The sequence below is a fragment of the Pseudobutyrivibrio xylanivorans DSM 14809 genome (assembly GCF_900141825.1).
GTDB lineage: Bacteria > Bacillota > Clostridia > Lachnospirales > Lachnospiraceae > Pseudobutyrivibrio > Pseudobutyrivibrio xylanivorans.
On the sequence record NZ_FQYQ01000016.1, the window covers coordinates 19,734 to 43,402 of the forward strand.

Annotated in this window: 17 protein-coding genes; all 17 read right to left on the reverse strand. The window is 37.3% G+C overall.

Annotated elements, in window-relative coordinates; translation table 11 throughout:
* Position 1: 1 nt before the first annotated feature.
* On the reverse strand, positions 2-940 hold the full coding sequence (miaA, locus tag BUA88_RS11140; RefSeq protein WP_072917958.1) for a tRNA (adenosine(37)-N6)-dimethylallyltransferase MiaA: 939 nt from the start codon (positions 938-940) through the stop codon (positions 2-4).
* On the reverse strand, positions 940-2,823 hold the full coding sequence (gene mutL / locus BUA88_RS11145) for a DNA mismatch repair endonuclease MutL (RefSeq protein ID WP_072917961.1): 1,884 nt from the start codon (positions 2,821-2,823) through the stop codon (positions 940-942). The genes miaA and mutL overlap by 1 nt, the downstream gene beginning before the upstream one ends.
* Positions 2,823-5,432: a DNA mismatch repair protein MutS gene (gene mutS / locus BUA88_RS11150; RefSeq protein WP_330390285.1), complete on the reverse strand. Its 2,610-nt coding sequence runs from the start codon at positions 5,430-5,432 to the stop codon at positions 2,823-2,825. Before mutS ends, mutL begins: the two co-directional genes overlap by 1 nt.
* Positions 5,433-5,454: 22 nt before the next feature.
* Complete coding sequence (locus tag BUA88_RS16180; protein WP_072917964.1) at positions 5,455-7,035, reverse strand: NAD(P)/FAD-dependent oxidoreductase; 1,581 nt, start codon at positions 7,033-7,035, stop codon at positions 5,455-5,457.
* On the reverse strand, positions 7,036-8,247 hold the full coding sequence (locus BUA88_RS11160; RefSeq protein WP_072917967.1) for an aminoacetone oxidase family FAD-binding enzyme: 1,212 nt from the start codon (positions 8,245-8,247) through the stop codon (positions 7,036-7,038).
* Positions 8,248-8,251: 4 nt separating this feature from the next.
* Complete coding sequence (locus tag BUA88_RS11165) at positions 8,252-9,934, reverse strand: putative polysaccharide biosynthesis protein (RefSeq protein ID WP_072917970.1); 1,683 nt, start codon at positions 9,932-9,934, stop codon at positions 8,252-8,254.
* Positions 9,935-9,941: 7 nt separating this feature from the next.
* The gene (locus tag BUA88_RS11170) at positions 9,942-11,081 is read right to left on the reverse strand and encodes a DUF3048 domain-containing protein (RefSeq protein WP_072917973.1); all 1,140 of its coding nucleotides are present in this window, start codon (positions 11,079-11,081) and stop codon (positions 9,942-9,944) included.
* Positions 11,082-11,100: 19 nt separating this feature from the next.
* The gene (ybeY, locus tag BUA88_RS11175; RefSeq protein ID WP_072917976.1) at positions 11,101-11,598 is read right to left on the reverse strand and encodes an rRNA maturation RNase YbeY; all 498 of its coding nucleotides are present in this window, start codon (positions 11,596-11,598) and stop codon (positions 11,101-11,103) included.
* Complete coding sequence (locus tag BUA88_RS11180; RefSeq protein WP_072917978.1) at positions 11,595-12,788, reverse strand: hypothetical protein; 1,194 nt, start codon at positions 12,786-12,788, stop codon at positions 11,595-11,597. Before BUA88_RS11180 ends, ybeY begins: the two co-directional genes overlap by 4 nt.
* Positions 12,789-12,799: 11 nt before the next feature.
* On the reverse strand, positions 12,800-13,786 hold the full coding sequence (locus BUA88_RS11185; protein ID WP_072917981.1) for a PhoH family protein: 987 nt from the start codon (positions 13,784-13,786) through the stop codon (positions 12,800-12,802).
* A 1-nt stretch (position 13,787) separates the two neighbouring features.
* Positions 13,788-15,092, reverse strand: a complete 1,305-nt coding sequence (locus BUA88_RS11190) for a pyrimidine-nucleoside phosphorylase (RefSeq protein ID WP_072917984.1) — start codon at positions 15,090-15,092, stop codon at positions 13,788-13,790.
* Between the two features lie 19 nt (positions 15,093-15,111).
* Positions 15,112-15,591, reverse strand: a complete 480-nt coding sequence (gene rlmH / locus BUA88_RS11195; protein ID WP_072917987.1) for a 23S rRNA (pseudouridine(1915)-N(3))-methyltransferase RlmH — start codon at positions 15,589-15,591, stop codon at positions 15,112-15,114.
* A 221-nt stretch (positions 15,592-15,812) separates the two neighbouring features.
* On the reverse strand, positions 15,813-16,970 hold the full coding sequence (locus tag BUA88_RS11200) for a chitobiase/beta-hexosaminidase C-terminal domain-containing protein (protein WP_072917990.1): 1,158 nt from the start codon (positions 16,968-16,970) through the stop codon (positions 15,813-15,815).
* 1 nt (position 16,971) lies between these two features.
* On the reverse strand, positions 16,972-18,642 hold the full coding sequence (locus BUA88_RS11205) for a formate--tetrahydrofolate ligase (RefSeq protein ID WP_072917993.1): 1,671 nt from the start codon (positions 18,640-18,642) through the stop codon (positions 16,972-16,974).
* A 16-nt stretch (positions 18,643-18,658) separates the two neighbouring features.
* On the reverse strand, positions 18,659-21,385 hold the full coding sequence (locus BUA88_RS11210; protein ID WP_083572500.1) for an FtsK/SpoIIIE family DNA translocase: 2,727 nt from the start codon (positions 21,383-21,385) through the stop codon (positions 18,659-18,661).
* A gap of 78 nt (positions 21,386-21,463) precedes the next feature.
* Positions 21,464-22,912 (reverse strand): glycogen synthase, encoded by a 1,449-nt coding sequence (locus tag BUA88_RS11215; protein WP_072917996.1) that lies wholly within the window; start codon positions 22,910-22,912, stop codon positions 21,464-21,466.
* A 27-nt stretch (positions 22,913-22,939) separates the two neighbouring features.
* On the reverse strand, positions 22,940-23,668 hold the full coding sequence (locus tag BUA88_RS11220; RefSeq protein ID WP_028247040.1) for a YebC/PmpR family DNA-binding transcriptional regulator: 729 nt from the start codon (positions 23,666-23,668) through the stop codon (positions 22,940-22,942).
* Position 23,669 lies beyond the last annotated feature (1 nt).

Sequence of the window (23,669 nt, forward strand, 5' to 3'; positions counted from 1 at the left end):
CTTATATAATTCCTTTCTCTTTTAAGGTTTGTAAAATTTTATCTAAAAGCTGTTGTTCTGTTTTTAGTTCTGTTTTATCCAGCCAGACAACTTCTTTTTCTCGTCTAAACCATGTGAGCTGTCGTTTCGCATAGTTTCTAGAGTTCTTTTTTATTAATTCAAGAGCGTCATTTAAAGGCATTTCTCCATTAAGGCTAGCAATAATTTCTTTATAGCCAATTCCATCCATGGAAGTCATGCCCGGCTTGCAGCCCTCTTCAAGAAGTGATTTAACTTCTTCTATGAGACCAGCTTCAGCCATCTTATCAACTCTCAAATCTATGCGATTATACAACAATTCCCTATCATCATTTAATACAAAATATGCGAAATTATAAGGGCTAATTCTGTCTCTTTCACGCTTGTTATGTACTGAGAATTGTTCTCCGGTCTGTTTAAAATATTCCAGAGCGCGTATTACGCGTTTTCTGTTGTTGGCAGGAATTGATTCTGCTGAATCTGGATCCACCTGTCTAAGCTTTTCAAAAAGGGCTTCGTTGCCATTCTCATCAGCGTATTTTTCAAGAGAATCTCTGTATTCCTGATCAATTTCCTGGTCTGTAAACTGAATGTCATATAAAATCGCCTGAATATAAAAGCCTGTGCCACCACAGATAATTGGAATCTTTCCCTTTGCATAGATTTCATCCATTGCTTCAAGAACCATTTCCTTAAAACGAACTACATGAAAATCTTCCTGTGGCTCGATAACATCAATAAGATGATGGGTAACACCATCCATTTCATCAGGCATAATTTTCGCAGTACCTATGTCCATTCTTTTGTATACCTGCATGCAGTCAGCAGAAATAATCTCGCCGTTTATAGCCTTGGCGAGATTAATTGAAAGTGAAGTTTTACCAACTGCTGTTGGACCAGTGAGTACTACTAAATTTTTCATTAAATTATCCTTTTAAACTTTTTACTTAACTCATATTCAGAGAAAGAAATCATGGTCGGTCTTCCGTGAGGACAATGATATGGATTCTCTAAATCTAATAATTCGTTAATTAGTGTCTTGATTTCTGGAATAGAAAGTCTGTTGTTGCCTTTGACGGCAGCCTTACAAGACATAGAAGCGACCTTTTCAATAATCATGTCAAATGAATCGCTTGCTTTATATGACTGGCAGTCTGCTAAAACCTCAAGAAAAAATGCCTTAGGATCAAGATTTAAAAGGTTACCTGGGATAGCATTAATAGCAAGCTCGTTACCACCGAAGGATTCTACTCTGTAACCCAGTTTTTCAAATGCTTCTCTGTAATTTTCAAAGAGTAATACATCCTGTGGTGAAAGTGAAACAATTACAGGTGGACTTATCATCTGAGAAGTCATCTCATTATTCTTCAGGCGAGCCATTGTTTTCTCAAAGAGAACCTTTTCATGAGCAGCATGCTGGTCGATTATATACATATTCTTGTCGTATTCTACAATCCAATAGGTATCGAATATCTGACCAATAATCTTATGTTCTTTAACAGCTTCTTTGTTTAGAAAACTAATCTGCTCATATTTTTCTCCGCCTCTGTTCTTCTCAGCAAACTTCTTTTCATAAGGAGTATCACTGTGAATCTGAGCTGTAATAGACTGCTTTATTTTTTCCAATCTATCTCTTTCAAAAGGCTCTGGAGTCTTCACAGGTTTTGGCGGTGGAATAATCTCTGGCTCCGATAAAGTCATTGAAGATGTCGTAGTGTATTCAGGTGATGGTTCAACCTGAGCTTTATATACCGGTTGCTGAATTATAGGCTGCGGCTTTACTACAGGCTCATCTATATGTGTCTCCAAAACATCTTCTCTTTTACGAAGACGCTGATTAACAATCTTTGTAAGAAGCTCACAAATCTGGGATTCATTTTCAAAACGAACTTCCTGCTTTGTAGGATGTACATTTACATCTACAGCTGAATCCGTAAATGCGATATTGATTACGAAAAATGGATACTGGTGCCCCATTAAAAATCCGTAGTAACCTTCTTCGCATGCACGTGATAAATTATTGCTTTTGATATATCTTTGATTTACAAAGAAATGCTCGAAAGCTCTGTTTCCTCTTGCAATAATGGACTGGCCAATAAAGCCGTTAATCGAGACTTTATCGTCACTATAATCTATATCCAAAACGTTTGATGCTATCTGACGACCATAAATCTGATAGATGGTATCAGATAATGAACCGTTGCCGGATGTCATGAGTTTTTCTTTTCCGTTAAGAAGAAACTTAAATGAAATCTCTGGATGTGAAAGCGCAAGATGCTCAACAACGTCAAACACATAGCTTCCTTCAGTACTCCCTGATTTCAAAAACTTCTTTCTGGCAGGAGTATTGTAAAACAGCTGTCTTACAATAAATGTAGTGCCATCAGGAGCGCCAATATCTGTAAGTGAAATCTCCTTTGCCCCCTCTATAATATAGCTGGCACCAAGAAGTGAATCCTTTGTCTTTGTAATAAGCTCCACCTTTGAAACAGCTGAGATACTGGAAAGTGCTTCACCTCTAAAACCAAGGGAACGCACATTATCCAAATCTACTGCAGATGAAATCTTTGATGTGGAATGGCGAAGGAATGCAATTTGTATCTGGTCCTTATCGATTCCAGATCCGTTATCGGTTATACGAAGATACTCTATTCCACCGCCCTTGATTTCTACAGAAATGGCAGTGGCACCTGCATCGATACTGTTTTCAATAAGCTCTTTTGCAACAGAAGCAGGACGCTCCACCACCTCACCGGCAGCAATCTTATCAATTGTTTCCTGACTAAGTAAATTAATTTTTCCCATTATTCATTAACCTTATTGTGAAACTCAAATAATATGTTCATGGCTTCAAGTGGAGTGATTTTTGTAACATCAAGCTCTCTTAAACCTGCGATTATTTCAGCTTCGTTTTCTGAAATGGTTACCCCTTCAAGAGATTTTAACTTCTCTTCTACCTGCTCCCTGATGGAAATTCTATCGGCAACAGCCGCTATATCATTCTCATTTAAAGAATTAACTATTGTTCTTGCTCGGCTAAGTACTTCCTCTGGAAGGCCGGCAAGTCTAGCTACCTGAATACCGTAGCTCTGGTCTGCACCGCCAGGAATAATCTTTCTAAGGAAAATAATATCCTCACCAAGTTCCTGCACGGCAATACAGTAATTGTGCACACCTTTTATCTGACCCTCAAGCTCAGTAAGCTCATGGTAATGAGTAGCAAAAAGTGTCTTGGCGCCAATCGTATATGCGATATGTTCTACAACTGCCCATGCAATTGAAAGACCATCGTATGTAGATGTGCCTCGTCCAATCTCATCTAAAATCAAAAGAGATTTATTAGTGGCATTATGAAGAATATTTGCTACTTCATTCATCTCTACCATGAATGTAGACTGGCCAGTAGATAAATCATCGCTGGCACCTACACGGGTAAAGATACGATCAACAACACCGATTCTGGCCTCAGATGCGGGAACAAAACTTCCTATCTGAGCCATAAGAACAATAAGAGCCACCTGACGCATGTAGGTAGATTTACCAGCCATGTTTGGACCGGTAATAATTGCAATTGTTCTGGAATCCAAATCAAGTTCACAATCATTTGAAATGAATTGATCTGCATTAATCATCTGCTCAACAACAGGATGACGTCCATCTTTGATATCAATGATGCCACGATTATCAATCACTGGTCGAACGTAATGATTCTTCTCTGCAACTACTGCCATAGAAATAATGGCATCTAAAAGAGCGATAGCCTTTGCAGTAATCTGAATTCTGTCCACGTTTGAAGCGATGGTATCTCTGACTGTTTTGAAGAACTCGTACTCGATTGTGTTGAGACGGTCTTCTGCACCTAAAATACTGTCTTCAAGCTCCTTTAATTCTGGAGTGTAGTATCTTTCTGCATTTGCAAGGGTCTGCTTTCTTATGTAGTAATCAGGAACTAAATCCTTATATGAATTGGTAACCTCAAGATAGAATCCGAATACCTTGTTAAACTTTATCTTGAGATTTTTGATACCAGTTTTATCTCTTTCCTTCGCCTCTAAATCAGCAAGCCACTGCTTTCCATCTACCTTTGCAGCACGAAGTCTGTCTACTTCTTCATTAAAACCGGCTTTGATGATGTCACCGTCTCTAGATGAAATAGGTGGCTCATCATCAATCGCTGAATCAATAAGCTCGAATAAATCTTTCATGTCATCAATGTTTGAATTGGTATCATCCAAAAGATGACAATGGAAGCCAGAAAGTAAAGTCTTTATTGGTGTAAGCATTCCAATAGACTGCTTGAAAGCTATCAAATCACGTGGATTAGCTGACTGATAAGTTATCTTTGTGATAAGACGTTCTAAATCATAAACTGAAGAAAGATATTCTCTCAGCTCTTCTCTATCGATAAGAGATTCATTGATCTCTGAAATAGCGTCCTGACGCTTTATAATTTCATCAACTGATACCAGAGGCTGCTCGATAAAGCTTTTAAGCTGTCTTGCACCCATAGCTGTCTTTGTCTTGTCTAAAACCCAAAGAAGTGAGCCGCGCTTTTGCTTGTCGCGCATGGTTTCTGTAAGCTCTAAGTTCCTTCTTGTTGAATTATCAAGAAGCATGTATTTTCCATCTGTGTATGGAGTGATATGTGTAAGGTGAGCAAGCTCTGACTTTTGTGTTTCTTTTAGATAACTGAGCAGTGCGCCTGCGGCTATTCGACCATACTGAAAATCCATTAATCCCAGTCCCTCTAAGGAATGGGCATGGAAATGATTTAATAATTCTCTTGTGGAAAGTGTATCGTCATAGAATGATTCATCCAACTGGGATAAAGCACTTTCGATTTTTTGTGAAACTTCAGTAATATCAATCCCTGATTCAAAAATGGATTTTGAATAAATAATCTCAGCAGGATTGAATTTATAAAGCTCGTCTATCAGTTTTCGTATGCTGTCTACTTCTGTAAGGTAAAAATCAGCTGTTGAAATATCGCAGGAACTAACACCAAAAATACCTCTGTTATAGAAGATGGACATAATATAATTATTACTGCCCTCATCAAGAGCCATTTGGTCAATGTTTGTTCCAGGTGTAACAACTCGGATTACTTCTCTTTTTACAAGACCTTTTGCTTCCTTTGGATCTTCGACCTGCTCACAAATGGCTACCTTATAACCACGGCTAACAAGTCTGTTTATATATGAATCTGCAGCGTGAAATGGAACACCACACATAGGTGCACGCTCTTCCATACCGCATGATTTACCTGTAAGTGTTAACTCTAATTCTCTTGAGGCTGTTTTAGCATCCTCAAAAAACATCTCATAAAAATCACCTAATCGGTAAAATAAGATACAATCTTCATATTCTGCTTTAGTCTTAAGATACTCCTGCATCATTGGAGTGTATTCTGCCACTATTTATTCCCACCTTATTCTATTAATTCTGATTTGCTATCACTGCTTCAGCCACCTTAAGTCCATCCATGGCTGCTGATGTGATACCGCCTGCAAATCCAGCTCCTTCTCCACAAGGATATAATCCTCTGATGTTGGATTGGAACTGCTCATCTCTATTAATTCTTACTGGTGAGGAGGTTCGACTCTCAACACCGGAAAGAATAGCATCATATCTATCGAATCCCTTTATTTTAGTACCAAAATGACCCATTGCGTCAATAATAGATTGGTTAATTTCCTGAGAAAATATCTCAGAAAGAAGTCCAAAGGCTGTTTTTCCTTTTGTTTCTGAAGAAAAATCGCCATATGCATTCGATAAACGATTATCTTTGAAATCTCCGTAAAGCTGCTGTGGAATTAATCCTCCAGCAATGCTAAAGGCTTTACCCTCTATCTGTCGCTGGAATTCAATTCCTGCAAGTGGATTACTTTTATCAAATTCTGTTGCTCCAACTGAAACGACAATGGCACTGTTAGCATTATGGCTGTCTCGCTTTGAATAACTCATTCCATTAACTACCAAACGGTTTTCTTCGGAAGAAGAATTTACAACAAAGCCACCTGGACACATACAGAATGAATATACACCACGTCCATTTTCAAGATTATGAGCAAGCTTATATGGAGCAGGCTCAAGCTTGTTAAACTGTGGCCCGTACATAGTCTCGGAAATCATTGCTTGAGGATGCTCAATTCTAAATCCAACAGCAAAATCCTTTGCTTCCATATCAAAACCAAGCTCATAAAGTGTTTTAAAGGTGTCTCTGGCACTATGTCCAATTGCAAGTACTACTGAATCGCTGTAATAGGTCTCGCCCTTTGAAATAACACCTTTTATTTTATTATCTTCGATTACAAAACTATCTACCTGAGAATCGAAATGGAATTCTCCGCCAAGGCTGATAATCTCGTTTCGCATATTAGCAATAACTTGCTTTAAAATATCCGTACCTATGTGTGGTTTGCCGTCGTATAAAATATTAGAAGGAGCACCAAACTTAACAAAGGTTTCTAATACAAATTTATTTCTTCCTAGCTTGTCGTTAACAAGAGTGTTGAGCTTTCCGTCTGAAAAAGTTCCTGCACCACCCTCTCCAAATTGAACATTTGAAGCTGTATTTAAAACGCCGGTCTCCCAGAACTTTAAGATATCCTTTGTTCTGTCATCAACCTTTTTACCACGTTCAAAAACTATAGGATTCATATTGTTTATCGCAAATACGTAGGCAGCAAAAAGACCTGCTGGACCAGCACCAACAACAATAGGTCTTGTAGAAGTATTATTTGCTGATGGAATAGAATATACCTTTGGTTTATATGTATTTACGTTATTATCTTTAGTGCATTTTTTTAAGACCTTAGACTCCAACACTTTATCTAAGGTAACCGCAACAGAATAAACGAAAAACAAATCAGGCTTTTTTCTTGCGTCAATTGAACGCTTTAAAATCTGATAGTCTCTAATGTCCTTTTCATTTACTCTAAGCTTCTTTGCAATTCCACTAATTATTTGTTTTTCATTTGCTGAAATATCAAGCTTCAGCTGGTCAATTTTAATCATTTACACCTCTTTAATAATGGCCTTTGCAGCTTTTGAAGCTGAAAGGTAAGCCCATGTAAGATTATAACCACCACAAATACCATCTACATCAAGTACCTCGCCGGTAAAGTAAAGCCCCTTACAATTTTTGGATTCCATTGTGTCTAATTCTATTCCATCCAAATCAACTCCGCCGGCTGTTACCTGAGAATTATCAAATCCCTTTGTACCTTCTAAGGAAATTGAAAAATGTTTGAAGTAATATACAAGATTATCCATGTCCTCATCATCAAGCTTTGAAACAACTGTATCTCCATATATTCGGGCATAGCTCACAACAGTCTGAATGACCTTTTCATTTGAAAGACCGTTTAAAGCAGCTAAAATAGTAGCATTCTCATTATGTTTAAATCTATTTTTTAGCTCGTCTTTAAGTTCTTCATCAGTCATAAAATAAATGAAATCTATAGAGATATTAGAAAGCTTTTTATCAAGCTCATCGAAACCTATATAACGGCTGATGCACATAACAGGATAACCTGAAATACCGTCCTTATTAAACTGAATCTCACCTTCACAGGATGCATTCTGGTATGAAACCATACCTAGTGCTCTTACACCAGCCAAATCTTTAAGACAGATATCCGTTGAAACCACACCAACTAATGCTGGCGCAAGCTTAGTAACCTTCATCTTAAATTTTGTAGCCATCTTATATCCAAATTTAGATGAACCAAGTGTTGCAGCTGAAAGTCCACCTGAAGATACGCAAACCTTTTTTGCCTTCAAAACATTTCTGTGTGTGGTAACTGTAAAAACATCATTTTTTGAAATGTCAGTGACACGATTATCTAAAAATACATCTATTCCAAGGGCATTTATTTCATTTTCCAATGCATCTCTTACAGTCTTAGCCTGGTTTGTAATTGGATAATAGTACCCATCAAAATCTCTTTCGATAATACCAAGCTCTCTAAGAAATGATATTAAATCCAAGTGTTTATCTTCGATAAATGAAAGATCATGTTGGCTATAGTAGTACTCTTCGCCCATGCGATTATTTGTAAAATTGCATCTACCATTACCTGTTGAAAGAATACGTCTGCCAACCACCCTGTTAAGTTCTGCTAAACAGACCAAAAGACCTGCTCTTGCAAGCTTAATTGCAAGAACAAGTCCAGAAAATCCAGCACCAACTATACAGACATCGTAAAGCTTTTCGTTGTTATCCATAAGTTTACCTCAATAAATGTAAGCTATAAGCAATACTACAAAGCTTAGTTCCACCTGGGAATTTCATTAATGTTTCCTCATCCACGCCCTTAAATAAAAGCATAGAAACAAAGTATACAATTACACCTGCAATTATAGAAACCACACATGCAACAAAGTTTGCTACATTTGAAGATGCATTAAGTGAAACCAAACCATAAAGAAGTCTGTATACCAGGTATACTATTACACCCATAAGAGCACTTGCTTCTAAAGGTGCAAGAAATACTTTTTTGATATCAATTCTGGCTCCAGAATACTTAAGTACTGCTGATTGATTAAGGAAGCACATAAGAAGTGCATAAAACGCATTTGCGATAATTACAGCGTAAATGTGTAAGTCGAATACTTCCATTAACAAGAACAAAAATGCCACATGAGCAACTAGTGCTATAAGTGCATTTTTAACTGGAATGGTCATCTTATCTAATCCTTGTAATATACCATTTGAAAGTGTAGACAAAGAATAGAAGATAATCGAACATCCACCAATCATCAGCATAAGTCCAGATGATTTTTCTGTATCGTTAAATAATAGCTGCATAATTGGTGAAGCTAGTACCATCATACCAACACAACATGGAAATGCGATAACCATTACAAAACGATTAGCCATATTTATCTGCTTTTTTACAAGAGCATCATCATTTGAATGGAATGCCGCTGTAAGACTTGGAACTGTAGATGCCGCCATAGCAGATGCAATAGCTAAAGGTACATTTATAAGTACCTTATACTGACCAGTAAATACACCCCAACTCTCACTAATTGCATTAGCATCATGTCCTTGATAAAGTGCGAAGTTCTTAAATATACCCTGATCAATAATTGAGCTAATATTGTAAACCGTTGTACTTAAAAGCACAGGTATTATTGTCAAAATTAATGCGGACATAATCTCGTTATATCCTTCTGAATTACGATGTTTATCTTTCTGCATCATCTTTTTAAAGACTTTTTTAAAAGCGAAATAGATAAACATAACAAATATTAAAGCGAAAGCTGCACCTGTAGACGTGCCAAGTGTTCCTCCGGCTGCACCATATGCCGCAGCATAGCCTTTAACATTTCCTAAAACACCGCCAACTTTCTTTCCATAACTAAATAGAATATTTGCTGCCACAACAGAGACTATCGCATTTACGATTTGCTCTCCTATCTGTGAAATAGCACTTGGAATCATTGTGCCAAGCCCCTGAAAAAAGCCCCTGAATACACCGAGTATAGCAACTACTAAAAGTGTAGGCGCAAGCACCTTTAATGCTATTGCAGAAAGTGGTGTCTTTAAAAGTGAACCTGTGAAAAATTCAGCCCCAAAGAATACTATCAATGAAGCACTACCACCGGTTATAAACGCAAAAAGAAGGGCTCCGTGCAAAACCTTGTTTGCGTCCTTTACGTGCCCTTTAGCCATTCTTGCTGATACCAATTTTGAAACTGCAAGAGGTATGCTGTAAGAAGATATAAGCAATATTATGTTATAAATTTCATAAGCGGTACCATAGTAATCATTACCTGTTTTACCAATAGTAGCCGTAAGTGGGACTCTGTAAATGAGTCCCACAATACGGCTGATAATTGATGCCATAGCAAGGATTGACCCCTGCATCAGGAATTTGGTATCGCTACGTTTGTTTCTCGTAGTCATATATTAATTATTTTGCCTTACTAAAATCGTTTTTGTCTGCGTAGAATACATTCTCGTCGCTGTAATCATGCTGGCAAGCCTGAATCCAGGTTGTACCAATGTTTAACTGGATTTCCTCACCAGTAGCTAAGTCATAGTAATGAGTGATATCGCTATCGCCATCCTTTGACCACGCGATGTCAATCATCTTTCCATTTGTGATGTACTTACCTGTACCTGTGTTGTATGAAAGTAAGTATCCAAGATACTCAGACCCCTGATAAATCCACCATGCAACATCTTCAATAATGATGTTTTTAGCTGTGAGCTGCTTACCAGTTGTAGCATCTACCTGCTTCTGGTTGAACTCATATCTGTAGTATAAACCATCATCCTCGTTATAAATCCAATAAGGTTTATTTGTGTAGTAGTACATCTGAATAGCCTGACAATCCTGACCATTTTCAAGGTTGTTACCATTCTGGGCAAATTTGAAATGTGGTTCGTAGTTTGCAGGTAATGTCATATCATACTTCATCTTTTCAAGACCAATTCCGATACCATCAGAGTTAGTGTATAAAGTATGCTCACTCTTACCAGTTCTGTATGTTGCAGCGCTACCCTTCTTTCCTTCAAGCTTAAGTGCGTTAAGGTTCTGAACAAGGCCACCATCGATAAGCTCAAATGCTGCTGGGTTACCACCTGCATGCATATAAACTGCATCATACTCACTTGCAAAATATACATAATAAGGTCTTGCACTACGAACGTTACCAATCTGTTCAAGGCCAGTATAGTCGTCAAAGATTGCCATCATACGAGTGATTCCACCTTCAACAACACATTCGTAAATTACACCTGCATTTCCGATACCATATTGAGGTAAACAAGCCTTTGTGTTTTCAATCATTACTGCGACTGGACGCTGTCTTCCATATTTTGGATCAACCCATTCGCCATTAAGGTAGCTTCGAACTCTTCCGTCCTCTGATACCTGATCCCAAAATGCTGCTGATTCATCAAGAACCTCAACATTTTCCTGTTCCTCCGCAACTGTTGCTGTATCTTCAACATCAGCAGCAGGAATTTCTTCATCTTTCTTACCACATGCTACTAAAGACATAGCCATAGTAAGAATAAGCATTGCAGATACTACTCTTTTCTTCATAGATTAGTGTCTCCTTTTCTTAGTTTCGAGATATTTTAAGTATATCCAAAATCTCTCTTTGTTTTTCTTCCATAACAGCCGCGTCTGCCTCTGTCATGTGATCAAACCCAAATAAATGTAACATACTATGGGCTATAAGAAAAGCGTACTCACGGAGCACGGAATGACCGTATTCTTCAGCCTGCGATAAGATTCTAGGTACTGAAAGAACTATATCTCCAAGAATAACTTCTCCTGTCTCAGGATTAAATAAGTCATCATCGTTTTCGATGTCATCAAAAACGCCTGGCTCCGAATATTCAATCATTGGAAATGAAAGAACATCTGTAGGAGCGTCTATATTACGAAATTCTTTATTAATAGCTTGAATTCCGTCATTATCAGTAATTGTAATACTAATTTCTGCTTCGTATGGAAAATCAAGATGTTCGATAGCTGTGTTAACAACATCCTTTGCAATTTTCTCATAATCAAAATCGAAATTAAAATCACATTCAGTTTCAATAAAAATTGTCATGCTAAAATGTCCTCGTTAGCTAAAATATTTCTAATAACCAAAAACTGATTCATAGAAAGAGTTGAATTATCGTAAAAACCTTTCTGTGATAACTCATTGATTGTTTGGTAAATAACCATATTTTGATTCCAGGTGCTGCTCATTGCATCTTTATCAAATAGTTCTACCTTAGTAACTACTGAATCTACCATATGTACTATGGCGGATTCTTTTGTGCTAGGTAAATAAATGATTCCTCCGTATTCAGCTAGAATCTGAATTACATCACTTGGAAAGCAATAGTCATTAGCAATTTTGAGAGCGTTATCTATCATTGGTTCGCCCTCTATTTTACCAAGTCTGTAGTAAAATCCGCCGCAAGCGGCTAACTCTGAATTGGCATTAATAGCTTCAGCACACTTACGAGATAAAATGGATACTCTGCTGGCATGCTGATACTCGATAAATGAAAAATTTCTTATATCCTGAACCAGTGTGTAATCCTGACTAAGAAACATTTCGTAATTATTATGTTGTGAATTATCTACGTAGGTTTTGAATAATGGTACCAATGCAACCGTAAAAGCACTTGCAACAAAACCATCAACTAAACCGAAGAATAGAATCGATAGAGATAATTCCAAATAATTAAAGTAGTAAAAAATAATGGAAACAACTGTGGTGACAGCAAATATAAGTATTAAGATATATAGTCTTTCAAGGCCTTCTTTTTCTTTGAAAAGCTGAGCAAACACATTTCCGAAGGCAACTAATGTAACGTAACACAATACTATAAAAATACTATAATCCAAACAAATTGACGTTACTATTACTAAATAAAGACTTAATACATTTGATAAACTGTCATCAAACACTGTTTTACAAACAATAGGTAACAATATGAATGGAGCAAAAAAATCGGGTGAAAATAGCGCACACAGAAATGTAATAATCCATGTGAGCAAAATTACAAAAGTAATTTTCCCATATGTTATATAGTTAAACTCTGGAAGAGCTCCTTCTAATCTTTTTCTGATAAGAAGTAAAACAAATAACAAGAAGAAGCATACATTAATTCCCATTATGCAGATAAATTTATCTATAAGCACGGCATTTAATAAGCACAATACCGTATTTGCAATAATGAAAATCAATGCCATTCCAATGGTGTATCCAATCCTAATTGAAGAGAACCTATTGGTGTGTTTCATTATTCTACCCTTTATTTTGCCCTTTTATTTTTACTTTCTAGTTTTTTCTCGTGTGTTTCATATGCATTAACAATCTTTTGTACAAGAGGATGTCTTACAACGTCCTTTGAATCCAATGTACAAATCTTAATATCATCAATGTTTTTTAGAACCTTCATGGCGTCATCGAGACCAGATTTTTGACCGTTAGGTAAATCCTTCTGGGTCTGATCTCCTGTGATAACTGCTTTAGAACCAAAACCAATTCTTGTAAGGAACATCTTCATCTGAGCAGGTGTTGTATTCTGCGCTTCATCAAGGATAATGAAAGAATTATCAAGAGTTCTACCTCGCATGTATGCAAGAGGCGCAACCTCTATAAGACCCTTTTCCATATTTCGCTGGAATGCCTCAGCACCCATTATTTGGTAGAGCGCATCGTATAATGGTCTTAGATAAGGATCAACCTTACTCTGGAGATCACCTGGAAGAAATCCAAGCTTCTCTCCTGCCTCTATAGCTGGACGAGTAAGAATAATTCTTGATACTTCCTCATTTTTAAAAGCAGTAATCGCTTTGGCCATGGCAAGATACGTTTTACCAGTTCCTGCTGGTCCTACACCAAAAACAATCATATTATTGCTAATGGCATCTACATATTTCTTTTGACCAAGTGTCTTAGGCGCTACAGGCTTACCTGTGGTGGTATGACAAATGATCTCACCTCTTGCCTCTGACACATCGTGACTTTCTATTTTTTCTTTTTCAATAGACATAACGTAATTTACATCCTGTGCTGTAATAATATTCCCTTTTTCTGACAGAGCAAGAAGCTCATCAATAATGATTTTACCGTGCTCTACTCTTTCTCTGTTACCAATAAGTTTGATGGCATCATCTCTCAAAATAAAAGAGATATTCATGCCGTTTTCAATTGACTTAATATTTCTGTCAAACTGACCAAATATATTATCTATATGGTCAGAGGGAATACTGATATTTAAAGTAAATTCATCCATATTATTCTACAATATCAATAATCAAATCCATGTGATTGCACTTCTCAGGAGAGATTACTGTTGCGTTTCTAATCATCTCTTCTGCATGTGCAATTTTAGCCTGATCATTTGCATGAATATAGCAAATAGGCTCACCTTTTTTGATTTCGTCTCCAACCTTTTTATTTAATACAATACCAACAGCCATATCGATAACATCATCAAATGTTTCGCGGCCACCACCAAGTGACATTGAAGCAAGACCAATAGCCTCAGCCTTAATAGCATGAACATAACCATCTGTCTCTGCGTTTACAGGTACGATATGTGAAGCTGGCTTAAATTTCTTTGTGTCTTTTGCGAATGAAGAATCACCGCCTTGGGCGTCGATAAACTCAACAAATTTATCAAAGGCCTTACCTGATGCGATAGCTTCCTTCATGAGTTCTTTAGCCTTAGTTTTATCTGTCTCGATTCCTGAGAATACAATCATCTGAGAACCAAGCTCATATACTACAGTCATTAAATCTTCTGGACCATTGCCATTTAATGCTTCAATAGCCTCAATAACCTCTAAATCATTACCAACTGCAAAGCCTAAAGGTTCATCCATGTTTGTAAGTACAGCGGCAATCTTCTTGTTAGCTCTCTTTCCGATATCTACCATTGACTTTGCAAGCTCAAGAGCAGACTCCTTATTTTTCATAAATGCACCGTCACCTACAGTTACATCCAAAACGATAGCATCTGTGCCGGCTGCAAGCTTCTTAGACATAATAGAACCAGTGATAAGTGAAATCTCATCAACAGTAGCAGTAACGTCTCTAAGGGCATAAAGCTTTTTATCAGCTGGAGCCAAATTCTTAGACTGACCTGTAACTGCTATTTTAATGCTATTTACCTGTTTGATGAACTGCTCATCTGCAAGCTCAGCATTAAATCCAGGAAAAGCTTCAAGCTTATCAATAGTACCACCAGTATGACCAAGTCCTCGACCGCTCATTTTTGCTACAGGAACACCTATAGATGCAATAATAGGACCTAATACAAGTGTAACCTTGTCTCCTACACCACCTGTAGAATGTTTATCAATTTTAACGCCATCAATTGAAGATAAATCAAGTATATCTCCAGAATCACGCATGGCCATAGTAAGGTCATAACGTTCTCTTACATTCATACCATTGAAATAAATTGCCATTAAAAGAGCTGAAATCTGGTAATCTGGGATTTCTCCCTTTGTGTATCCATCAATAATATGATAAATCTCTTCTGTTGAGAGCTCCTGCCCAAGTTTTTTCTTTTCAATTAAATCGTACATTCTCATAGAAAAATACCTCTATTCTTTATTTATGATAAGGCTCGTTTTTCATAATACGCATAGCCCTATAAATTTGCTCTGATAAAATAACTCTCATTAGCTGGTGTGGGAAAGTCATTTTAGAAAATGATATTTGAAAATCTGATCTCTTAAGTACATTATCAGAAAGTCCCAATGAACCGCCAATGACAAAAACAAGCGAGCTTTTACCTTGTATGCCTAAATCCTCGATAAATTTAGAAAAAGCAACAGAATCCATCTGCTTTCCCAGGATAGCCAAGGCTATAACATAATCTCTTTCATTTATATGTTTTAAAAGCCTTTCCCCCTCTTTATCTTTTACTATGTCAATTTCTGTGTCGGATGCGTTCTCAGATGTTTTCTCATCAGGCACCTCTGTAACAGTAACTGAACAGTATTTGGAAAGACGTTTTACATATTCATCTATAGCGTCTCTATAGAACTTTTCTTTGATTTTTCCCACGCAAAGAATTTTTACATTCATGCATTATATTTTAGAACATTTAGTAGGATTTAACAATAGAATCACATAGATTTAGTGGTTTATATAAACTATAGATAAAATAAAAAGGCACGCCTGCGGTGACGTGCCTTTTAAAAGGGAGAATAATGTTATGAAAAATGTATCTCTAAATGAGATAGGCTTATAATACTAATAAATTATGTACAAATAAAGTGTTAAATGTGAAAATATTGTGAACAATATCAAGGATTATAAATATAATCCCCACGATATAAAGGACTGTTGTTTCCTTTACTATCGATAATTACCACAGAAAGAACACTAGCCCCTTTTAATATAGGGAAAGGCTCTGTGTATAATATACCTAGCTGACTTGGATCTGTACCATCCCAAGTATAATAAGCTTTACATCCATCAGGCACTGTAATAGTAATATACTCCTGCTGAGTATATGTGCCAGCCTTAGGGCTAACTTCTGGTGTATTAAGAGTAGCATAAACAATATTATATGTTTCGCTCACTACTTCGGAATACTCGCCAGATGAACTCAGCGATACGGCTTTCACTTCCGTAACTCCCTCTTCAAGTTTAATTGTCTTTGAAAAAAGCTTTCCAGATGTTGTTGGATTCTTGCCGTCTAAAGTATAGAAAATTTGATCATCTCCACTACTAGTTAAAACAAGATAAACATCTTCATCATAATCACCGCCTAAATCACTAAATTCAGGTGGTGAAACGACGTAACCATCAAATAAAGCTAATATCTCCTGATTTGGAGCCTTGCTTTGGAGCTTGTAAATACTGTCAACATCTCCTAACTCAGAATATGAATCTAAAAGGTAACTGTATATCTTTTTATTAGCGCTATCCTGCTCTAAAGCGATTGTAAGATATTCTATCGCTTTATCGTATTCCTTTACTTTGTAATACATTCTTCCAAGGCCATATACCGCCTCGAAAGAAGTATTATCTATTTCATATGCTTCACTATAATATCCTAAAGCCTTCGCATATTGAGAATCACTCTCAGCTTTAATAGCACTATTCATAACATTATCATAAGAGTGACTTCCTAATAATGGAATTATGATAATAAGACCTAATACTACAATACCAAGAAATACTAAAAGCTTAATAAAAAAATCTTTATTTCTGCTTAAAGCACTAGGACTTTCAATTTTCTTATCGGTTTGCTGTTGCTTATTATTTTCAACTGCAATTGGTTTATAAACACCTGTAGCAAATCGATTATTCTTAGCCTTATCCTTGTCTTCAACAACTCTTGAAAGAAGCTCTTCTTCTACTACATCGTAATTTGGCACAAGCTGAATAGACTCCCCACATTTTGGGCAGTATAAAAATCCTGATTCAATTTCAGCTCCGCATTTTTTACAATTCATATTAGAAAAGTCCTGTAATTACTCCGTCGTCTGTAACGTCTATATTATTAGCAGCTGGCTGTTTTGGAAGTCCTGGCATAGTCATTATACTACCAGTTACTGCTACAACAAAACCTGCGCCTGCAGAAGCATATACTTCTCTTACGTTAACGTTAAAGCCTTCTGGTCTGCCAAGTTTTGTCTGATCATCTGAAAGAGAATATTGTGTCTTAGCCATACACACAGGGAAATCTCCCATGCCAAGCTCTTCGATTCTCTTAAGTTCTTTTTCAGCAGCTGGAGAATATGTAACATCATCTGCTCCATAAATCTCTGTAGCAACTGTTTTGATTTTATCTTTAAGTGATAAAGAATCTTCGTAAAGTGGCTTGAAGTTGCTTTCTTTATTCTCAAGAACATAAAGAACCTTCTTCGCAAGCTCAACGCCGCCTTCTCCACCTTTTTCCCAAACTTCAGAAAGAGCAAATTCGCAGCCTCTTTCCTGACAGAAGTCACGAACGAAATCTGTTTCAGCTTGAGTATCTGTAACAAAAGAATTAAGTGTAACTACTACAGGTACACCGTACTTCTGTAAGTTTTCAATGTGCTTTTCAAGGTTAACAATACCTTTCTTTAAAGCATCGAGATTTTCAGTAGTAAGCTCTGCTTTAGGAACGCCACCGTTATATTTAAGGGCACGAACTGTAGCAACAAGGACTACTGCATCTGGCTTAAGACCAGCCATTCTACATTTAATATCAAAGAATTTCTCTGCGCCAAGATCGGCACCGAATCCAGCCTCAGTAATTGTGATATCAGCAAGCTTCATCGAAGCCTTTGTAGCACGAACTGAGTTACATCCATGTGCAATATTTGCAAATGGTCCACCATGAACAATAGCTGGTGTATGCTCAAGTGTCTGAATAAGGTTTGGCTTAAGGGCATCTTTGAGAAGTGCTGCCATGGCACCAGTTGCCTGTAAATCATCAGCTGTAACTGGCTTGCCATCGAAGGAATATGCTACGATGATTCTTCCAAGTCTTTTCTTTAAATCGTGCATATCGTCAGCAAGACAAAGGATAGCCATGATTTCTGATGCAACAGTAATAACGAAATGATCTTCACGAACCATTCCATCCATTTTTGATCCCAAACCTACAACTATATTTCTAAGAGCTCTGTCATTCATGTCAAGACATCTCTTCCACACTATTTGACGTGGGTCAATTCCAAGAGTATTACCCTGCTGAATGTGATTATCAAGCATTGCTGCAAGTAAATTATTAGCAGATGTAATAGCATGGAAATCTCCAGTAAAATGAAGATTTAAATCCTCCATAGGAACTACCTGGGCATATCCGCCACCTGCAGCACCACCTTTGATACCAAAACATGGACCTAACGATGGTTCTCTAAGAGCAAGGCAGGCTTTCTTTCCAAGAACGCCCATGGCCTGACCAAGACCAACTGATGTAGTGGTTTTTCCTTCACCAGCTGGTGTAGGATTGATAGCTGTTACAAGAACAAGCTTACCGTTCTTGTTGCTTTCAATTTTGCTTAACAGTTCATCTGAGAATTTTGCTTTATACTTGCCGTAAAGCTCAAGGTCATCCTCCTGAATATTTAAGGATGAAGCAACCTCCTTAATGTGAACCATCTTTGCTTCCTGTGCGATTTGAATGTCTGACTTCATTTACAAACTCCCTTTACTATGCATTTATTAGTTCTTCAAACTCTGATATTGCCATACGAATCTCTCTAGGCTTAGTACCCATTTCCGGACCAACTACACCGGCTTCTGCCAATTGATCCATAATGCGGGCTGCTCTGTTAAAGCCTATCCTGAAATTTCTTTGCAGGTAGCCAATTGAGCCCTTTTGATTTTCTATAACAAGACGTCCAGCCTCGGCAAATAACGGATCTCTTGAATTATCCGGTTCGCCAGAAATACTTACTGAGCCTGAACTTGTCTCAGAGTTTTGAATTTGAGCTTCTATTTCTGAATTATCTTCTGCAGGATCGTTGTTGTTCTTGAGGAAATCAACAACGGCACTGACTTCATCATCACTTACAAATGCTCCCTGAATTCTAACTGGTTTAGATAGATTCTGAGGATAATAAAGCATATCACCATTACCCAGCAAGTCTTCCGCACCATTCATATCAAGAATAACACGGGAATCATTTCCACTGGATACAGAAAAGGCAATTCTGGATGGAACGTTTGCCTTAATCAAACCTGTAATAACATTTACAGTAGGTTTTTGAGTAGCAATAATCAAATGGATACCTGCAGCACGGGCAAGCTGTGCCAGACGTACAATAGAATCTTCTACGTCAGCAGCTGCAACCATCATAAGATCAGCAACCTCATCGAGGATTATTACTATCTTAGGCATTTTATCTCGTCTGTTTTCAGGAACTTCATCAGGTAATGAATTGGTTTCAACCTTTTCATTAAAGCCCTCGATATTTCTAACTCCTGCCATAGCAAGGAGCTCATATCGATCTGTCATCTCTTTTACAGCCCAATGTAATGCTCCTGCGGCCTTTTTAGGGTCTGTAATAACAGGCAGTAACAAATGTGGAATGCCATTATATACAGAGAGCTCTACCATTTTTGGGTCAACCATAATCATCTTTACATCATCTGGGCTTGCATGATAAAGCATACTCATAATAATTGTATTTATACATACTGATTTTCCGGAACCTGTAGCACCGGCAATAAGCAAGTGAGGCATCTTCTCAATATTGCCAACTATTACACTTCCTGCAATATCTTTACCTACGCAGAATGAAATCTTTGATTTGGCATTTTTAAAGTCCTTGGATGAAACAAGCTCTTTAAATCCAACCATTGATTTAACTTTGTTAGGTACCTCAATACCAATAGCTGATTTGCCAGGAATTGGCGCTTCAATACGTACGTCCGTGACAGCAAGGCTAAGCTTGATATCATCAGCAAGATTTACAACCTTTGAAACTCTTGTGCCCACTGCTATTTCCAGCTCATATCTGGTAACAGATGGTCCCAATGTAACTTCGGTAACTTTTGCTTGAACGCCAAAGCTTCCCAAAGCTGTCTCCAGCTTATTGGCCATCTCAGTAAGATACTCTTTTGAATCGCCTCCATTCTTCTTAGCATCTTTAAGAAGAGTAAGTGGAGGATATCTATATGGCTTCTTAGGTTTCTTTTTATCCTCATCAATTGAGGCTCTTAAGCTCTCTGAAGAATTTTCAATTTCGTCTGCGCTTGCAACAGAGGCTTTTGTACGACGTACAGGCTCTGCTTCCTGCTCCGGTCTAAGGTTAGTAGCCTCCTGTTCAGCTTCCATAAGAGCAGCCCCCTTAAAGGAAATACCTCTCTTTTTAGGCTCACCTGGATTGTTAAGCGGAACGTCCTCTGGGATAACCTCCTGTACAACAGGTTCATTTTCTTTAAAGGCGTGAGCGCTCTTAGAACGTTTGTCTCCAGCCTTTAGGCGATGTCTGCTGGTCTTAGTGATTTCCATATCTTCTTCGCCAGCTGCAAGATTAAACCTTATCTCATTGACACCATCTGCACCCATTGCAGCTTCTGTGTAGTCTGGCATAAGTGTAGTGTTTGATGTTACACCTGAAAACCTTCTGTCTCGACGATTTCCTTCAGTCTGCTTCATCTGCTGAAGCTCGGCTTCTTTATCCTGTTGGATTTTATCTATAATTGCTTTTCTATCGTTATTAAATCGCGTCTGATTAGCTTCTCTTTCCATGAGCTGGCGCTCTCTTCGAATCCTGCGCTTTTCAGCCGCTCTGTCCGCATGATATCTTGACGACTGCTGTACTCTGTCGAAGGCAAAACGTTCAATAATAATAATGGTACATACAATCATTGCTATAAGAACTATTAGATATGCACCAAACAGGCCGAAACTATCATTAATACCAAAAACAATACTTCCCCCAATTAATCCGCCGCCATAATGCTTTTCTTTAGCATAATAAAAGGCGTCGATAGGTCGTAATATATTTTGTCCATTAAGTATTAATTCTATGAAAGCACTGATAAACAAAAGCAAAACAAAACCAGCAATTACTTTTGCAATTGCCACTTTATTACCATAATTTGAAATTATAAAAAATGCTGAAAAAGCAACCATGAAAGGTAGGATATACTGAATAATGCCAAAAACACCGAAAAGGAAATCGGCAACAGCATTACCAGCAACTCCACCAAGTCCAAAATTACTTATACAAAGCAAAATACAAAGTGCTATAGAAGACCATAAAATAATCTCCTTGGAAGAATCCTCAAAAAATGGATCTTCAAATTCTACTTCATCTTTTGCTTTTCTAGTAGTCTTTTTCTTGATAGAAGCTCTTTTAGATGAGCTCCCAGTCCTTGATCTAGTATTAGATTTTTTTCTAGAATTATTCTTCCCTTTTACTGCCAAATTAAAACCTCATCCAATTATTCTTCAAATCACCAAAAAGAGAATAGATTTACTATTCTCTTTTTTAGATTTTATTTATCAACCAATAAGATAGTTGTAAATATTTTCGTATTTTTCCTTTTGTACGGACCAAGAATAATTTTTGTTCATACCACGCTCAATCATTTTATTCCACTGAGCTTTTTTATCAAAGAATACAAATTTACTGTAGTTAACAGTGTTAAGAAGTTCATCTCCATTGTAATTAGCAAAAGAGAAGCCGTCTCCTGTCTTCATGTATTCATTGTATGCTTCTACTGTATCTTTTAAACCACCTGTCTCACGAACAATTGGTACAGTTCCATATCTGAAAGAAATTAGCTGTGTTAATCCGCAAGGCTCGAACCTTGATGGCATCAAAAATGCATCAGCGGCAGCATAAAGTCTGTGTGCCATCGCATCATCATAGCTTATGTTAGCTGAAATCTTCTCAGGATACTTCCATGCATAATGTCTAAACATGTTTTCATATTTAGATTCACCAGTACCAATAACTACTAACTGTGTGAAATCATCTACGATTCCTTCGATACAGTAATTAATAAGATCAAGCCCCTTTTGATCGGTAAGTCTTGAAATAAGACCAATCATGTACTTCTTAGGATCAACATCCAAGCCCAACTCTTGCTGAAGCTTAGTCTTATTAATCTTTTTATTCTTTCTAAATGTAGTAACATCGTAATTTTTATAAATCTTAGAATCTGTAGCAGGATTATATACACCATTATCGATTCCATTTACGATACCCTGCATATCATAATGACGTGCTCTAAGAAGGCCATCTAATCCTTCACCGTAATATGGTGTCTGGATTTCATCACAATAGTTTGATGATACTGTAGTTATATAGTCTGCGTATACCAATCCACCCTTAAGCATATTTCCGCATTTTTTATATTCCAACTTATCTGGAGTAAATAAATCAATAGGAAGACCAGAGATACCAGAAACAGTCTTAGTATCCCACATACCCTGAAACTTAAGGTTATGAATAGTCATAACAGATTTCATACCCCAGAAGAACTGATCTCCCTGGAAATCTGTCTTCAAATATACTGGAATGAATCCAGTCTGCCAGTCATGGCAATGAATAAGATTAGGCTGATATCCAATAAGTGGAAGCATTGAAAGAACAGCCTTATCAAAGAAAATAAACTTTTCAAGGTCCCATCTATCCTCTGAATAAGGATAGAAACAATCAAAATAATCATGATTGTCTATAAAGTAAAAAGTAACACCATCTAATTCATACTCAAAAACACCAACATATTTTGTGCCAACAAGTGGACCCATATTCATTTGAAAACTAGTAAGGTATCTGAAATCCTTTTTATACTTTTCAGGAATGAATGTATAGTATGGTAAAACCACTCTGACATCAAAATAATCCTTACAAAATTCCTTTGGCAGTGCACCACAAACGTCAGCCAAACCTCCGGTCTTTACAAATGGTACGCATTCACTAGACGCAAATAAAATTTTGTTCATGTTATTAACCCCGCAACTTATATTTAATTATTCATCCCAGTTATGATATACGTTCTGTACATCATCATCTTCATCAAGAAGATCAAGAATCTTGTTGATCTTATATAAATCCTGCTCATCTGTAAGCTCAACATATGTCTGAGGAATCATTGTAACCTCAGCGTCAGCCATAGGAATATTTTCAGCCTCAAGAGCTTCTCTTACCTTAGAAAAATCCTCTGGAGTTGTGTAGATTTCAAAACAATCTTCTTCCTCTGAGAAATCCTCTGCACCGGCATCAAGAGCAACCATCATTAAATCATCAGCTTCCATAGAGCACTCTTCCTTAGAAACGATAATCTGTCCTCTATTATCAAACATAAATGACACGCAACCAGGAGTACCGATGCTTCCACCACCCTTAGTAAATGCGTTACGTACATTAGCCGCTGTACGGTTACGGTTATCTGTAAGACAGTCTACGATAATAGCTGTACCATTAGGACCGTATCCTTCATAAGTAACTGACTCATAGTTTACAGCGTCAGCATTACCAGCAGCCTTCTTAATACCACTTTCGATTGTAGCATTAGGAACGTTGTTAGCCTTTGCCTTTGCAATAACATCACGAAGCTTTGAATTATTATTAGGATCTGGACCGCCTTCCTTAACTGCTACGGCAATCTCACGACCGATAATTGTAAAAATCTTACCCTTTGCAGCATCATTCTTTTCTTTTTTGTGCTTAATATTAGCAAATTTTGAATGTCCTGACATA

What these genes read in the sequence shown, in the direction of transcription:
- BUA88_RS11160 (WP_072917967.1), bottom strand. Translation starts at nt 8,247, where the DNA reads ATGGATAACAACGAAAAGCTTTACGATGTCTGTATAGTTGGTGCTGGA.
- BUA88_RS11170 (WP_072917973.1), bottom strand. Translation starts at nt 11,081, where the DNA reads ATGAAGAAAAGAGTAGTATCTGCAATGCTTATTCTTACTATGGCTATG.
- BUA88_RS16180 (WP_072917964.1), bottom strand. Translation starts at nt 7,035, where the DNA reads ATGATTAAAATTGACCAGCTGAAGCTTGATATTTCAGCAAATGAAAAA.
- ybeY (WP_072917976.1), bottom strand. Translation starts at nt 11,598, where the DNA reads ATGACAATTTTTATTGAAACTGAATGTGATTTTAATTTCGATTTTGAT.
- mutL (WP_072917961.1), bottom strand. Translation starts at nt 2,823, where the DNA reads ATGGGAAAAATTAATTTACTTAGTCAGGAAACAATTGATAAGATTGCT.
- miaA (WP_072917958.1), bottom strand. Translation starts at nt 940, where the DNA reads ATGAAAAATTTAGTAGTACTCACTGGTCCAACAGCAGTTGGTAAAACT.
- rlmH (WP_072917987.1), bottom strand. Translation starts at nt 15,591, where the DNA reads ATGAATGTAAAAATTCTTTGCGTGGGAAAAATCAAAGAAAAGTTCTAT.
- BUA88_RS11165 (WP_072917970.1), bottom strand. Translation starts at nt 9,934, where the DNA reads ATGACTACGAGAAACAAACGTAGCGATACCAAATTCCTGATGCAGGGG.
- BUA88_RS11180 (WP_072917978.1), bottom strand. Translation starts at nt 12,788, where the DNA reads ATGAAACACACCAATAGGTTCTCTTCAATTAGGATTGGATACACCATT.
- BUA88_RS11205 (WP_072917993.1), bottom strand. Translation starts at nt 18,642, where the DNA reads ATGAAGTCAGACATTCAAATCGCACAGGAAGCAAAGATGGTTCACATT.
- BUA88_RS11190 (WP_072917984.1), bottom strand. Translation starts at nt 15,092, where the DNA reads ATGAGAATGTACGATTTAATTGAAAAGAAAAAACTTGGGCAGGAGCTC.
- BUA88_RS11215 (WP_072917996.1), bottom strand. Translation starts at nt 22,912, where the DNA reads ATGAACAAAATTTTATTTGCGTCTAGTGAATGCGTACCATTTGTAAAG.
- BUA88_RS11200 (WP_072917990.1), bottom strand. Translation starts at nt 16,970, where the DNA reads ATGAATTGTAAAAAATGCGGAGCTGAAATTGAATCAGGATTTTTATAC.
- BUA88_RS11220 (WP_028247040.1), bottom strand. Translation starts at nt 23,668, where the DNA reads ATGTCAGGACATTCAAAATTTGCTAATATTAAGCACAAAAAAGAAAAG.
- BUA88_RS11185 (WP_072917981.1), bottom strand. Translation starts at nt 13,786, where the DNA reads ATGGATGAATTTACTTTAAATATCAGTATTCCCTCTGACCATATAGAT.